General features: G+C 55.7%; 15 protein-coding genes. 6 read left to right on the plus strand and 9 right to left on the minus strand.

The genetic code is table 11. The features are described 5' to 3' along the window. Nucleotides 1-58 precede the first annotated feature (58 nt). A complete protein-coding gene (locus Q1B21_RS00280; RefSeq protein ID WP_299078726.1) occupies nt 59-967 on the minus strand; it encodes a MoxR family ATPase in 909 nt (302 codons plus the stop codon). A 180-nt stretch (nt 968-1,147) separates the two neighbouring features. Here Q1B21_RS00280 and pyrC point away from each other — a divergent pair, with 180 nt between their 5' ends. After that, nucleotides 1,148-2,185, plus strand: coding sequence for a dihydroorotase (pyrC, locus tag Q1B21_RS00285; RefSeq protein ID WP_299884508.1), 1,038 nt, complete (start codon nt 1,148-1,150; stop codon nt 2,183-2,185). Here the strand turns inward: pyrC and Q1B21_RS00290 are convergent. Both Q1B21_RS00290 and Q1B21_RS00295 read right to left on the minus strand, forming a co-directional pair. After that, entirely contained in the window at nt 2,182-3,477 is a 1,296-nt protein-coding gene (locus Q1B21_RS00290) for an MmgE/PrpD family protein (RefSeq protein WP_299884511.1), read from the minus strand. The two genes, pyrC and Q1B21_RS00290, sit on opposite strands and share 4 nt — an antisense overlap. A gap of 37 nt (nt 3,478-3,514) precedes the next feature. Further along, entirely contained in the window at nt 3,515-3,961 is a 447-nt protein-coding gene (locus Q1B21_RS00295; RefSeq protein ID WP_299886718.1) for a type II toxin-antitoxin system RatA family toxin, read from the minus strand. 72 nt (nt 3,962-4,033) lie between these two features. On the opposite strand from Q1B21_RS00295, the gene hpt reads away from it, so the two are divergent. Beyond that, the gene (gene hpt / locus Q1B21_RS00300; protein WP_298932236.1) at nt 4,034-4,576 is read left to right on the plus strand and encodes a hypoxanthine phosphoribosyltransferase; all 543 of its coding nucleotides are present in this window, start codon (nt 4,034-4,036) and stop codon (nt 4,574-4,576) included. After that, a complete protein-coding gene (locus Q1B21_RS00305; RefSeq protein ID WP_299884515.1) occupies nt 4,577-4,750 on the plus strand; it encodes a hypothetical protein in 174 nt (57 codons plus the stop codon). It begins immediately after the preceding gene. A gap of 5 nt (nt 4,751-4,755) precedes the next feature. On the opposite strand, the gene Q1B21_RS00310 is transcribed toward Q1B21_RS00305, so the two are convergent. Together Q1B21_RS00310 and lipA are read right to left on the minus strand one after the other, a co-directional pair. Next, nucleotides 4,756-5,898, minus strand: coding sequence for an amidohydrolase (locus tag Q1B21_RS00310; RefSeq protein ID WP_299884518.1), 1,143 nt, complete (start codon nt 5,896-5,898; stop codon nt 4,756-4,758). Further along, complete coding sequence (gene lipA / locus Q1B21_RS00315; protein WP_299078712.1) at nt 5,895-6,845, minus strand: lipoyl synthase; 951 nt, start codon at nt 6,843-6,845, stop codon at nt 5,895-5,897. The genes Q1B21_RS00310 and lipA overlap by 4 nt, the downstream gene beginning before the upstream one ends. A gap of 262 nt (nt 6,846-7,107) precedes the next feature. On the opposite strand from lipA, the gene Q1B21_RS00320 reads away from it, so the two are divergent. After that, nucleotides 7,108-7,656, plus strand: coding sequence for a peroxiredoxin (locus Q1B21_RS00320; RefSeq protein ID WP_299884521.1), 549 nt, complete (start codon nt 7,108-7,110; stop codon nt 7,654-7,656). 45 nt (nt 7,657-7,701) lie between these two features. Here the strand turns inward: Q1B21_RS00320 and Q1B21_RS00325 are convergent, their stop codons facing one another. Next, nucleotides 7,702-8,625: a LysR substrate-binding domain-containing protein gene (locus Q1B21_RS00325; protein ID WP_299884524.1), complete on the minus strand. Its 924-nt coding sequence runs from the start codon at nt 8,623-8,625 to the stop codon at nt 7,702-7,704. A gap of 50 nt (nt 8,626-8,675) precedes the next feature. Next, the gene (locus Q1B21_RS00330) at nt 8,676-9,758 is read right to left on the minus strand and encodes a DUF6456 domain-containing protein (protein ID WP_299886722.1); all 1,083 of its coding nucleotides are present in this window, start codon (nt 9,756-9,758) and stop codon (nt 8,676-8,678) included. Between the two features lie 240 nt (nt 9,759-9,998). On the opposite strand from Q1B21_RS00330, the gene Q1B21_RS00335 reads away from it, so the two are divergent. Beyond that, nucleotides 9,999-10,298, plus strand: coding sequence for a DUF6477 family protein (locus Q1B21_RS00335; RefSeq protein WP_299078700.1), 300 nt, complete (start codon nt 9,999-10,001; stop codon nt 10,296-10,298). Here Q1B21_RS00335 and Q1B21_RS00340 read toward each other — a convergent pair whose 3' ends face one another. Both Q1B21_RS00340 and Q1B21_RS00345 read right to left on the minus strand, forming a co-directional pair. Further along, nucleotides 10,299-11,843: a trimethylamine methyltransferase family protein gene (locus tag Q1B21_RS00340; RefSeq protein ID WP_299884527.1), complete on the minus strand. Its 1,545-nt coding sequence runs from the start codon at nt 11,841-11,843 to the stop codon at nt 10,299-10,301. Between the two features lie 145 nt (nt 11,844-11,988). Beyond that, a complete protein-coding gene (locus Q1B21_RS00345; RefSeq protein ID WP_299884530.1) occupies nt 11,989-12,687 on the minus strand; it encodes an MgtC/SapB family protein in 699 nt (232 codons plus the stop codon). Between the two features lie 173 nt (nt 12,688-12,860). Here Q1B21_RS00345 and guaA point away from each other — a divergent pair, with 173 nt between their 5' ends. Continuing rightward, complete coding sequence (guaA, locus tag Q1B21_RS00350) at nt 12,861-14,420, plus strand: glutamine-hydrolyzing GMP synthase (protein WP_299884533.1); 1,560 nt, start codon at nt 12,861-12,863, stop codon at nt 14,418-14,420. The last annotated feature ends 354 nt before the right edge of the window (nt 14,421-14,774 follow it).

A 14,774-nucleotide genomic window follows, 5' to 3' on the forward strand; every position in this document is an offset into this window, starting at 1 on the left:
CATAAACCATGGGGGCGCTGCCCCCATACCCCCGGAGTATTTCGAAAAAGGTGAAGCATCATGCCGGTTCGAGCGTGGCTTTCGCCTGATCCAGAATTCGCTTCGCCTCGGACCCTTGCAGTTTTTGAATGTCGTCTTGGTATTTCAGGATCGCCCCCAAAGTGTCGCCGATGACTTCCGGGCTCAGATTAATGACATCCAAGGCCAGCAGGCATTTGGCCCAATCGATCGTTTCTGCCACGCCTGGTTTCTTGAACAGATCCTCGGTGCGCAGGCGTTGAACGAAGGCTACGACTTCGCGGCTGAGCGCATCTGCAGCTTCGGGCGCGCGCGCGTGAAGAATTTCGATTTCTCGTTCAAAATCGGGATAGTCGACCCAGTGATACAGGCAGCGACGCTTCAATGCATCATGCACTTCGCGGGTGCGGTTCGAGGTGACGATCACGATAGGCGGTTCCGGGGCTTTCACAGTTCCGAGTTCGGGGATGGTCACCTGAAAATCACTGAGCGCTTCCAGCAGGAAGGCCTCGAACGGTTCATCGGTTCTGTCGAGCTCGTCGATCAGCAAGATCGGCGCACCATTTTCGTCGGGCCGCATGGCCTGAAGTAACGGGCGTTCAATCAGATACTCATCCGAGAACAGTTCGGTCTGCAAACTGTTGCGATCTGCCCCGCCAGACGCCTCAGCCGTGCGAATTGCCACCATTTGTGCAGGGAAGTTCCATTCGTAAACGGCCGAGGACGCATCCAGACCCTCGTAGCACTGAAGGCGGATCAACCTGCGCCCGAGACCGCTGGCGAGTGCCTTTGCAATCTCGGTTTTTCCGACACCTGCCTCACCTTCCAGAAACAAAGGTCGGCCCAGTTTCAGGGCAAGAAACACCACCGTCGCCAAGGCCCGACCGCAGACATAGCCTTGGTCGCCGAGAACCTGCTGAACGGCATCAATTGATTGGGGTTGGTGCATGTGGTTTCTCCTTGGGCCTAACAGGTCACGACGCACGTCATGCGTCAAGTCACTGATCGATGAACCACTTACGACGATCCGATTGCTTGGCAAGTTTCAGGCATGCCCGCGCCTTGGCTAGGTCTATTTGCTGCAACGCGGCTCTTTAACGAGGCAAGCGGCTGTGTTAGCGGATGGCTCATGACCGATAGCATCACGATCCGCCGCCCCGACGACTGGCATCTGCACTTGCGCGATGGCGCTATGCTGCAGGCTGTCCTGCCCGAAACCGCGCGCCACTTTGCACGCGCGATCATCATGCCCAATCTTGTGCCCCCTGTCGTGACAGGCACACAAGCTGCCGCGTATCGGGAGCGTATACTGGCGGCACTTCCGGACGGCATGACATTTGAACCGCTGATGACCCTATATCTGACCGAAGATACAGATCCCACTGACGTCGAAGCTGCACATGCCAAGGATTTGATAAGTGCGATCAAACTGTATCCTGCCGGCGCGACAACAAACTCGGCCTCGGGCGTGCGGGATTTCGACAAAGTGCGCCCGGTGCTTGAGAAGATGGCCGAAATCGGCCTGCCCCTTTGTGTGCATGGCGAGGTCACAGATGCTGAGATCGACATTTTTGACCGCGAAGCGGTATTCATTGATCGTGTCCTGGACCCGATCCGCAAGTCGACGCCTGGCCTGCGAGTGGTCATGGAACACATTACGACCAAGGACGGTGTAGACTACGTCAAAGCCAATGATACCGATCTGGGCGCAACAATTACCGCGCACCACCTGATCATCAATCGCAACCACATTCTGGTTGGCGGGATCAAGCCGCATTACTACTGCCTGCCCGTTGCCAAACGCGAAGAGCACCGATTGGCGTTGCTCGCCGCGGCGACATCGGGCGATAGTCGATATTTTCTGGGCACCGACAGTGCACCTCATACCGATGACAATAAAGAAATGGCCTGCGGATGTGCCGGGTGCTTCACCGCGACCAATACCATGTCCTTGTTGGCGGAGATGTTCGAGCGTGAAGGCGCGTTGGACAAGTTAGAAGGGTTTGCGTCGCTTAATGGGCCAGCTTTTTACCGGTTACCCGCAAACGCAGACACGCTGACCCTAACCAAGGGCGGCCCGGTGGATTACCCGGCCAAAATCGAAACAGCTGACGGACCGGTAACCGTTTTTGATCCGGGCTTTCCTTTGCATTGGCGCGTCGATTAATCCGTCAGTCTTTCCGCCAGATCGCGGGCGCGTCCTCCGGTGCGCAGCATCGACCAAATCGCGTCCGCCTCGTCGCTGCCAATCAACTTGGCGGCCTTGCCGCGCACGCGGTCTTCGCGATCAACCAGCGACACTGGTGCCAATAGGTCATGCGTCGCTTCGCGGCGAACTCCGTCACGACGCAACAGCGAAAGATGGGCTTGGGTTTCGGAAAGAGTATCGTCGGCTTCGACTGTGATGCGATCCCCCAGGGACGTGATACGCGGATTGGCGCAGACCTTCTTGGAGTAATTGGTCGGTAAGGCTGTATCAAACCCCAAGGCTTGCATCGCGATAACGGTGCGGTAGGAGAATTTGGCGCCCAAACCAGTTGTCGGAGCGACCTGATTGCAGACGCTCATCCATCGTGGGTGCGTTTTGATCCTAATTTCAGCCACTTCCGGCTCGGCAATGTCGAGATCCCGCGCAGCCTCAAGCGCGGCATGCAAACCGTGGCAGCAGGCGTGCAGTTTGTGACTGACGGATTCGAACAGCCACTTTTCACCTAGGCCGTCTAGTGCCGCGTCCACATCGGATGCACCTTGATGGGTGGATCCAAACCCGTATTGACCTTCTAAAGCACCAGCATTTGCCTCAAAACCGCGTTGTACCAGAAGGGCAGCCTCGACCCCGGCAGAGGACGCAAGTCCCGCATTATATGGTTTGCCCATGGTCCCGAACTGCGTTTTCAATCCTGCTGCACGTGTTGCCGTCAGTCCCAGGACGTTCTGCATCTGCTTCTCATCGAACCCAAACACCCGCCCAACCGCAACAGCCGCGCCAAAAGCACCGGCCGTCGCAGTTTGATGGAACCCGACCTGATAGTGTCCACGTCCAAGCCACAGCCCAATTCGGATTGAGGTTTCCATCCCGATCAAAGCGGCTTCGAGAAGGTCCACCAATATGCGGTCATCCCATTCCGTAACCGCCAGCGCTGCGGGCAAAACAGCCACTGAAGGATGGCCGATATGGGCGAAATGCGTGTCGTCATAATCCAACGCGTGCGAAACAGTACCGTTAACTAAAGCCGCTGCCCGTAGCGGGGCAGCACCGCCGCCAAAAAGATGCGCCTGGGCTGCGCCTTCTTCACCCATAACCAAATCCCGAACAGTGCTTGAGACGGGTTCGGCCGCACCCGCACGCCCTACAGCGATCCAGTCAAGCGCTGACAAGGAGGTAACAATACGCGCCTGGGCGGATGTCGTTACAGGACCGGCAGCAAAGGCTGCCAAAGATGTGGTCAGATCACGCATGCGCACAGTCTAACGTGCGCGAAACATTGGTAAAGGCTTAGCTATAGAGTTCTTTGGCGCGGGCTTCGAACGCACGAACGATCCGCTGCATGGCTTCGTTGAAGACAACACCGATAATGCCTTGCAGGATGGCGTTTTTGAATTCGAAATCGACGTGGAACGAGATGTCACAGCCACCATCCGCTGCATCCGCGAACTGCCAGTCGGATTTCATGTATTTGAATGGGCCATCCAGATATTCAGTGTCGATTCTCTTTTGATCACCAAACAACGTAACCCGGCTGCCAAATCGTTCGCGAAACACTTTGAACGAAATGACCAGATCGGCCTCCAGCACATGGGACTCGCCGACTTCGTAGGTCTTCCGGATGCGCGCCGCAGCGCACCAGGGTAGAAACTCGGGGTATTTGGCCACGTCTGCGACCAGATCATACATCTGCTGAGAGGTATAAGGTAGGTGACGTGTTTCCGAATGGATAGGCATGGCGTCCGGTATTTTCAGATGACAATGGCGCGTCATGTCGTATGTTGCGCGCCAAAGATCAAGGGGGCTGGGATGAGTGACCGCGCATATGTGATAGATGAGATGATCTCGGCCAAGGCGATTGCCGCCCGGATTGAGGAGCTTTGCCGCGAAATAACGGATGAGTTTGGAGACACAGACAAGCTTGTTGTTGTCGGCCTTTTGCGCGGCAGTTTTGTCTTCATTGCCGATCTTGTGCGCGAACTGGACCTGCCGATCGAGGTGGACTTCCTTGAAGCTTCATCTTACGGCGACTCGATGGAGAGCAGCAGAGAGGTGCGTATTCTCAAGGACTTGAGAGGCGCAATTGAAGGGCGTGATGTGCTGGTGGTCGAAGATATTGTAGACACAGGCCACACCCTCAACCACGTCACGAATCTGTTGATCAGCCGCAGTCCGAAACGTCTGAAATCCATCGCACTTCTGGACAAACCCAGCCGACGAGAGGTTGATTTCCGCTCTGATTGGATCGGATTTGAAATCCCGGATGAATTTGTCGTGGGCTACGGGATCGACTACGCTCAGCGTAACCGCAACCTGCCCTTCATCGGCAAGGTCAGATTCACCGAGGCATAGATGAACCCGCGCCACTTCCTGCGCATGTCCCAATGGGCCAGAAACCCGCCGTCGAAACGACGAGTACAACTTGTATTCGGGATCATTCTGCTGTGCTTGCTAGTTTACGGGGTCGAATACATGGGCTGGTGGCCCGATTGGGCCATGGGTGAATGGACACGCGCCCCGCGCTGATCCGACTACCCCAGTATGCGACGGATCACGGCCAGAAATACCCCTGTGCCGATTGGAATGAGCGCGTCCGGAAAATCATAGTCCGGGTTGTGGAGCTGCGGGTGATCCGACCCCGAACCCAGCCAAAACATAGCCGTTTTTGCATTTTCGCCGAATTGCCCGAAGTCTTCCGAGAATCTTTGCGGTTCGTTCACAAGACGAACCGGTACATTTCGTTCCACGCACGCCTGATTCAGAAAGTTTACGGCGTCGGTATGATTTGCGCAGGCTTCAAAGACGTCATCATAGGTGACTTCTGAGCTCACACCTTCAGCCTGCGATGTCTTTGCAACCAACGCCTCTGCTTCGGCAATCAGCTCTGCCATACGCGTGTCCCTGACCGTGCGCAGGGTCACCCACAGTTCCGCTCGTCCGGGTGCGACGCCAAATGTCTGTTCCCCAAGGCTTGCATGGGTCACGGTGGTCAGCGCGTAGTTTTGATCCAGCGGCCCTCCCTGCCCCAGTTTTGTCAGAGCAGGCATAAGCTTCGACAGTGCAGCAGCCGGAGAAATCCCGTCCTGCGGCGCAGCGGCATGCGAAGTTTTGCCCGTCAAAACAATCCGCATCCCACGTGACGCGCAATTGGCGGGCCCATCACAGATTTCAACGATGCCAAGATCCAGCCCCGGCAGGTTGTGCAGGGCAAAAACATAGTCGGGGGCAATGTCTGAAAACCGAGGGTCACTGCGAACCGCAGCGGCGCCTTTGCCGGTCTCTTCCGATGGCTGGAAGATCAAAACCACGCGGCCTGTTTGTGGGCGTGCAATACCCAAAGCCTCAGCCGCGCCCACTACCATCGCCATATGCCCATCATGGCCGCACAGATGGCCCTTTCCAGGAATACACGATGTGTAAGGAAAATCGGATTCTTCTTGAATTGGCAACGCGTCCAACTCGCAACGAATTCCGATACCGGGTCCGTCTATGCCACTATCAAACACGGCCACAACGCCATGCCCGCCTAGCCCCGTCAGGACCAAATCAGCGCCCGCGTTCCGCATCAACTCAGCGATCCGCTCGGCTGTTTTTTGTTCCTGACCGGACACTTCAGGGGATTGGTGCAGCTCTCGGCGCAGGGCCGTAAGGCGCTTGACAGTTTCCGGCGTCACGCTTGTCCCAGTTTTGCCTGCCGTGCGGCCCGCAAACGGGCGAAATCATCGCCCGCGTGATATGAGGACCGGGTCAATGGTGTCGCCGATACCATCAGGAACCCTTTGCCATAGGCTGCTTTTTCGTACGATGCGAACTCTTCCGGTGTGACAAAGCGGTCCACCCCGTGATGCTTGGGCGTTGGCTGCAAATACTGGCCGATGGTCAGAAAATCGACATCAGCCGCACGCATGTCGTCCATCACCTGTCGTACCTGCTGTTCGGTCTCACCCAAACCAACCATGATGCCGGATTTGGTGAAGATCGACGGGTCCAGCTCCTTGACCCTTTGCAGCAGACGCAGCGAATGGAAATAGCGCGCGCCGGGTCGCACCTCGAGATATAGCCCCGGCACGGTTTCAAGATTATGGTTGAATACATCGGGCTTGGCTTCGACCACGGTCTCCAGAACCTTGGCGTCGCATTTTAGAAAATCGGGCGTCAGAATCTCGATCGTCGTTTTCGGAGACCGATGCCGTATGGCACGAATGGTCTGGCCAAAATGTTCCGCACCACCATCCTTGAGATCATCCCGATCGACCGAGGTAATCACAACGTGGTTCAAGCCCAGCTTTTCGACGGCATGAGCCACGCGCCCCGGTTCGAACACATCCAACGCATCCGGACGACCTGTTGCGATGTTGCAGAAGGTGCAACCGCGCGTACAGATTTCGCCCATGATCATCATAGTCGCGTGACCCTGGCTCCAACACTCTCCGACATTGGGGCAGCCGGCTTCCTCGCACACCGTGACAAGGTTATTGTCGCGCATTATACGGCGGGTATCGGCATAGCCTTTACCACCGGGGGCTTTGACGCGAATCCAGCTGGGTTTCTTAGGCTGTGAGTTATCCGGACGATGGGCTTTTTCCGGGTGACGTTGTTCGGGGATCTTCAGATCGCGCACGGGCAGTTTTCCTGACTTTGGGTCAACTTTGTGTACCTATAACATAAACCAGTCGTTGTGATTACACCAGCAGCGCATATCCGCTATGCAATCGTACTTTGCGCTTGCAGAAAACCTCTGACTACGAGGGTATTTATTCATATTTTTCAGCCAGTAATGAACGTATCCACAAATTTGCAAATGCGGCATTTCATCAATTGAAGGCAGTTTCGAACTGAACTAGGTCTCGGTCTAAACACATGTGAATCACAGGAGATTGAACATGAAATCCGGTGCCAAACTGCCCGATGTAACCTTTCATACCCGCGTTCGCGACATCTCGCTCGAAGGGCCCAATCCGTTTCGCTGGGAAGACATGACAACAGCAGATTTCTTTGCCGGCAAGCGTGTGATCCTGTTCTCGTTGCCCGGTGCGTTTACGCCAACATGTTCGACCTATCAATTGCCGGGATTTGAAAACGGGCACGCTGATTTTACGGCCAAGGGAATTGATGAGATCTACTGTATGTCCGTGAATGACAGTTTCGTCATGAACAAATGGGCAAAGGACCAAGGCTTGGAAAAGGTCAAGGTCATTCCCGATGGATCTGGTGAATTTACTCGCAAGATGGGGATGCTGGTCGACAAGGACAACCTTGGGTTCGGCATGCGGTCTTGGCGCTATGCAGCCATCATCAATGACGGTGTTGTTGAAGCGTGGTTTGAAGAGCCTGGTCTAATGGACAACTGCCCGGACGATCCATACGGCGCTTCATCCCCCGAAAACCTGATGGCACATCTGGAACGAGCCGCTGAACCAGCGCTGACTTAAGCAAAGACAACATGTTGATTTCAGGCCCGCTCTTGGCGGGCCTTCTTATGCGCGCGTGGCTGATACGATCTTTTCGCCCACATCCTGAATGACCTGCGCCAGTCGACCTGACCAATCCTCCTCAGACGTTGAATTGCGCAGCACCAACCCTACTGTGCGGGCCGGCTGCGGAGCGCCGAAGCGCAGCAGTTTCAAACCGGACACAGCCTCGGTTTCCGAGCGCGCGGCCAGTTCCGGCATCAACGTCAGGCCAAACCCTTCGGCGACAAGGCGCGACAGAGTCGCCAACGACGATGCCCCCATGTTGATCTGCCCACTACCGCGGTCCTGACCACAGACCTCCAGCGCTTGATCCGTCAAGCAATGCCCGTCTTCCAACAGCATCAATTGCGCCGCCTTTAGATCCAGGGGCCGCAACATCTCAGGGCTCGTGGTCACCCTTTCTAACCGCGCCGCACTTCCAGCTAGCAAAAACTGGTCCTGAAACAACGGAATCTCTTGAAACTCACGTCCACCTGCTGGCAATGCCAGAACTGCGGCGTCAATATCGCCACTGCGCAAAAGCGCCAGCAAACGGTCGGTCCGTGCCTCTCGAATCTGCACTCTGAGCGAGACGTCACCGGCCCGCAATCCCGCCAAAACACCGGGAAGCAGATAGGGCGCTATCGTTGGAATGATTCCGATCGAAAGCGATCGATGCCCGCCGGAATGGTCCCGGGCAAACTGATCCAACCGATCCGCAGCACCCAGAACCTGGCGCGCATGATCCAGCACATCGCGCCCCAGTGGGGTCAGCAAGATGTCCCTTGCCTGACGTTCAAACAGAATACCACCCAGAGTTTCCTCTAACGCTTTGATCTGCACAGATAGCGCTGGCTGTGATACATTACATAGCTGAGCCGCTCGACCAAAATTTCGTTGTTCGGCAACGGCTTGAAAGTACTGGAGCTGTCTTAGTGTGAAACCCATAATCCCTGATTATCAATCCAGCGCAAATTCGCAAGCGATCCAAATGGATTTCACCCGATCATGCAATCACGCTCGGCTTGATCCTCGTAGTGGCGCTTGAGACGTTGCAGTGCGATACGAAGCACGATTTTTCCGGATCTCGCAGACCATCCCATTCGCTTTTCTGCCAGCTCCAACCCTTCGAGATAACAGCAACACCTGAGGGCAACATCACTCAGACCCGGACCAAGATCACACAAGGCACGCGCGACCCGATCCCTTGCATCAGATGACCCTTGCCTGCCGTGAGAGGCACTGTCAAAGCTTCCTCGGGTACCCCCTGTCAGAAAGCTGTCCCAGTTTTGTGCGACCTGCGGGCCAATTTGCGCCAGCTCAAAATCTTCACGAAGACGTTCGCCAGCGCTGACCAAAGCCTCATCCAGAAAAGGTTTTCCATCGCGATCCCGGCGGCGAGACAAGGCGATCAGCGGGCTTTCAGCCGCACTGTAGCGCATGCGCCGGACACGGTCAGGTTGCGCACCCGACGTGTTCGCCTGAAATGGGCTTTGCACCTCGGCCATTCCGAATTCATTGCGCGCGCGCGCCTTGTTCTCTGCCTCGGCCACCAACAGACTCAACGCGGTTCGACCAGACGTTGATATGCGATATCGGGATATCCGCCCGGGATTGTCGCAGGAAATCCAATCCTTCAATGCCAGAGCCTGCGCAATCTTGCATTCTACAACGGCCGTTCTTGTCGCCCCCGCCTCACCGGTGTCGCGTACAACCACGGCCTTGTCCATATCCTCGGCCACCGCAAGAACCGACCCGGTTTCACACAAGCGTCGGAGAATACGCAAAGCCTCGCGTTCGAATTCTTCTTCTTCCCTGGTTTCGTTGATCTGGGGGGAAAGTGCGCGCCGGTCATTTGCCACAGAAAAATGCGTCTCGGCCAGCGATTGCAAGGCGGCATCTACCAACGGATCGTCTCGCCGCGTTTCAATACGACGGATTTGCCTGAGGATGGTTGATGCATGGCACCCTGCCGACCTCGCAATATCTCTAATAGACCGACCGGTTTCGGTATGAGCAAGGTATCTTTGTGCCCCTTCTGGTACCCATGCCGGAACGGCTAAAGCCACGTTGTTTTCCATAATCATTTACCCTCGTCGACAAAACAGACTGCCACTTTTCGCCCTCAGAGTTTGAGTTAACCAAATCTAACTAGAGATTCTTTCGTTACTCGTTCGTTAACCCCGATGAGCGGGAACCAGATTTGATTCAAAAAGATAAACAGTCGTGAAACCATCGTTCGGAGTGAGTTCAATCAAGGCAACGCCCGCTAAAGTTGTGTGACAAGCAAGGCGTCAAAACTTGAACAAGGGACACACGACATGCAGGACCTGATGACCATGATCGCAACTCTCCACCGCCCGCGCCTTTTGGCCCGGGCCGCGAAATTTGGGGCGCTGGATTATAATCGGGATCGGCATTTGCAACGCATTCTGGGCTATGGCTCACTCCCGGGAACAGGGTCGGCCCTTATGCGGTTGATGGAAATGGAGAAAGAAGTGAATGAGCAGCGAAAAGAAGAGGATGCAGCCTATTCTCTGGTCCGACATCTGGATCTTTTGATCGCGCTATTGGGCGAGGCGCAGCTGTATCAGGCCAGCCGCGCCTCGCACCTGAATTGATCAGGTGAAGGCATCCGGCATAGAGGCTTTCTTCTCAGCAACATAAGCCTCCAGCGCGGCATTTACGTCCGGATCGATTTGCGGCTGTTGATAGTTGGCCAACAAATGCTCGACCCGCGCAGTGGCGAGTTGACGAGTGTCACGGGACCCTTCTTCTTGCCAGGTCTCAAATGGCTTGTAGTCCAGCATTTCAGACTTCCAGAAGGCTTCCTTGAAGTTGGCCTGCGTGTGATCACACCCAAGATAGTGGCCACCCGGACCAACCTCGCGGATAGCGTCCATGGCTTGAGCGTTTTCGTCATACGTCACGCCCTTGGCCAACCCATGCAATACGCCCAGTTGATCGGCATCCATGACGAATTTTTCGAAATCCGCAACAAGACCACCTTCCAACCAACCGCAGGAATGCAGCATGAAGTTCACACCAGACAACAGACCCATATTCAGTGAGTTCGCCGTCTCATAGGCCGCCTGCGCGTCCGGCAGTTTCGATCCGCAGAATGACCCGGCTGACCTGTAGGGCAAGTTCAAACGCCGCGCCAACTGGCCCGCGCCGTACGTAATATGTGACGCCTCAGGCGTTCCAAATGTCGGCGCGCCCGAGTTCATGTCAATGGACGTCACCATGGCGCCAAAGATCGCCGGAGCGCCCGGACGGATGATCTGGCTATAGGCGACACCGGCCAGAACCTCGGCCAGCACCTGTGTCAGTGTACCTGCCACGGAAACCGGGGCCATCGCTCCGCCCACGATGAATGGCGAGATGATGCAGGCTTGGTTATTGCGCGCATAGACCTCAAGCGAGCCCATCATCACATCGTCGAAAGTCATCGGCGAGTTGATGTTGGTCAGTGAGGTCATCACTGTGTTTTCCCGAACGAATTCCTTGCCGAAGAGGATTTCGCACATTTCAACCGAATCCTGCGCGCGGCTTGGGTCGGTCACCGACCCCATGAAAGGCTTGTCCGATAGCGTCATATGCGCTTTCAGCATGTCCAGATGCCGCTTGTTCACCGGGACGTCGGTGGGTTCGCACACTGTACCGCCCGAGTGGTGCAGCCACTTGGACATATAGGCCAGTTTCACAAACTTGTTGAAATCGTCCATGGTCGCATAGCGACGTCCGCCTTCGGCATCACGCACAAAGGGCGGGCCATAGACAGGTGCCAAGACCAAAGTGCGCCCGCCGATCTCAACCGATTTCTCAGGATTGCGAGCGTGCTGTGTAAATTGACTGGGGGCCGTCTTGATTAGCTCACGCGCCAGACCACGCGGGATGCGCACACGTTCACCGTCGATGTCTGCACCTGCATCGCGCCACCGGTCCAGAGCGTCGGGGTTGTCAACAAAGTTGACACCGATCTCTTCCAGTACGGTCTCTGCATTGGTTTCGATGATCTCCAACGCTTCTTCGTTGAGAACTTCGAAATTGGGAATGTTGCGTTCGATGTATTTCGCTGTTTCGATCCGAACCGCGGTACGCTCCGCCCTGCGGGCGGCTCCGCCTCCACCGCGACCCCGGCGACGTGCTGCTGCTTCAGCCATGTTTTTTCCCCATGATCAGGATGTCTTGATTGAGCTCCTGTCTATCCCGCGGTCGATGACAACCGTTGGAAGATAACGGCGATTGGAACATAAAAGCGACATGCCAGCCGCTTTACCGCCAAACGCGACGCCTAGAATTTAAGCATCAAGTCTCGGGAACCATCTCCCAGTCGACACTGAGAATACCAGGTTCAAGGATAAGAGGCGCCGCAATCTTATGTTGAATATCTTCCAACTGTTCCTCACTGGACACCAGAATCTCGAGGGTTTGAATACCGTCGTGGTCTTCCGCCCCTTTTTCGAATCCAACAATTCGCACGCCATTTTGCGCCAGAGCTTGCAAAGCTGATGCTCGTGTTTGAGTCTGATCACTGGCAGCACACCGCACCAAAATGCGGAATTCCTGTGTAAGCGGCACACCGGCACGCGTTGTGCGCTTGAGCCATTTCACTAACGGCCTCAGTCCCAGGTTCACGAAGATAACGAACCCGGTCATCATCAGCGCAAAGATCCAGGCACCGCTGCCAGCCATCATTCCCACCGCTGCAGAACACCACAATGTCGCGGCCGTGTTCAGACCATGAATTGTGAAACCGTGCCGGAAGATGATACCAGCGCCTAGAAAACCGATCCCCGACACAACTTGGGCGGCCACCCGGGTCGGGCTGACTTCGTCCGGATAGAGCGCTGAAAACACCACAAAAGCAGCAGCGCTCAACGCCACCAAGGCATTCGTGCGCAGGCCTGCCATCCGTTGCCGAACCTGACGTTCCGACCCGATCAACGCACCGCAAAACAGTGCGAGGGCCAGATTCAGAGCGGCAATTTCAATAGCAATTGGCACGCGCACCTCCCAATTCGTTTTCGCCAACTCTCCCGGTTGGCCGAAGATCGTCATATTTCTGTTACAAATTATTTACAATAGGCCAGTCATTACTGTGCGCCCTATACCATCTGTGGTAGCTGGAAGATGACCTTGCTCTTGCGAAATCACCGTGCTTGGCCTATGGCGCGAACATGAGTGAAAAATCCCATGACCGCCTCCTGATCATCGACTTCGGCAGCCAGGTGACGCAGCTGATTGCTCGCCGTCTCCGCGAACTGAATGTCTACTGCGAAATTCATCCTTATCAGAACGTCACGATGGACTTCGTGCGGGAAATGTCCCCGCGCGCCGTGATATTTTCAGGTGGCCCGGACAGTGTGACTCGCGAAGGCTCTCCACGTGTTCCGCAAGAGATTTTCGACTATGGTGTGCCAATCCTGGGAATCTGCTATGGTCAGCAGGTGATGATGCATCAGCTTGGTGGCACGGTCGAAAGCGGCCATGGCACGGCCGAGTTCGGCCGCGCCTTCGTCACCCCGAACAAGACGGTGGATATTCTGGACGGCTGGTTCGCTGACGGTGATGAACAGGTCTGGATGAGCCACGGCGACCATGTCAGTGAAATCGCTCCGGGATTCGAGGTGTTTGGCACCTCGCCGAACGCACCATATGCCATCACGGCAGATCCGGATCGCCACTTTTATGCGGTGCAATTCCACCCCGAGGTACACCACACCCCGAAAGGCGCGAAACTCTACGAAAATTTCGTGAAATTGGCCGGGTTCAAAGGCGACTGGACCATGGGTGCCTATCGCGAAGAGATGATCCGCAAGATCCGCGATCAAGTGGGCGATAAGAAAGTCATTTGCGGCCTGTCGGGCGGCGTCGACAGCTCGGTCGCGGCAATCCTGATTCACGAGGCGATCGGCGATCAGTTGACCTGTGTGTTCGTCGACCACGGCCTGCTGCGCAAGAATGAAGCCACCGAAGTCGTTGGCATGTTCCGCGACAACTATAACATCCAGTTGATCCACGCCGATGAAAGCGATTTGTTCCTGGGCGAGTTGGACGGTCAGAGCGATCCTGAGACCAAGCGCAAAATCATCGGCAAACTGTTCATCGACGTGTTCCAGAAACATGCTGACACGATCAACGGCGCCGAGTTCCTGGCGCAGGGCACGCTGTACCCCGATGTCATCGAATCCGTTTCATTCTCGGGCGGCCCATCGGTCACGATCAAATCGCACCACAATGTGGGCGGCCTGCCAGAAAAGATGGGCCTGAAGCTGGTTGAACCTCTGCGCGAGCTGTTCAAAGACGAGGTTCGCGCACTGGGCCGCGAACTGGGCCTTCCGCCCAGCTTCATCGGACGCCATCCTTTTCCCGGACCCGGCCTTGCGATCCGCTGCCCCGGTGAAATCACCCGCGAAAAACTGGAAATCCTGCGAGAGGCCGACGCGATCTATATCGACCAGATTCGCAAGCACGGCCTATATGACGATATCTGGCAGGCCTTTGTCGCCATCCTTCCCGTGCGCACGGTTGGGGTCATGGGCGACGGCCGGACCTACGACTATGCCTGTGCCCTGCGCGCGGTGACTTCGGTCGACGGAATGACAGCCGACTATTATCCGTTCAGCCATGAATTCCTCGGTGAGACTGCCACGCGCATTATCAATGAGGTAAAGGGCATCAACCGCTGCACCTATGACATTACCTCAAAGCCTCCGGGCACGATTGAGTGGGAATAACCAAACAGATTCACGAACGCGTTGATCACGTTGCGCTCGGTGAAGTGCACCGCGTTCAGATCTGATAGAGCAGCCACCCTGCCCCAAGCTGATGCTGCACCACAGTTGCGAAGGCAGTCGCGAACAAATCAGGCACCGTTGGGCTATTAGCCGCCTTGTGACTCAAACTGGTCACAACGACGTTTGACTTGCATTCCGCATCCCGATCTCACAGCATGTTTTGCTAGAAGACCTCGAAGACAATACCGGACCTTTTTCAAATAGCAGTATCGCACCAAATTGTAACAAGTAGCGCCCAAGGTATTTTATGGCACTGATCAAGAACATTTTTTTCGTTTGTCTGTTAACTTTAAC

Source organism: uncultured Ruegeria sp., assembly GCF_947504215.1.
Classification (GTDB): domain Bacteria; phylum Pseudomonadota; class Alphaproteobacteria; order Rhodobacterales; family Rhodobacteraceae; genus Ruegeria.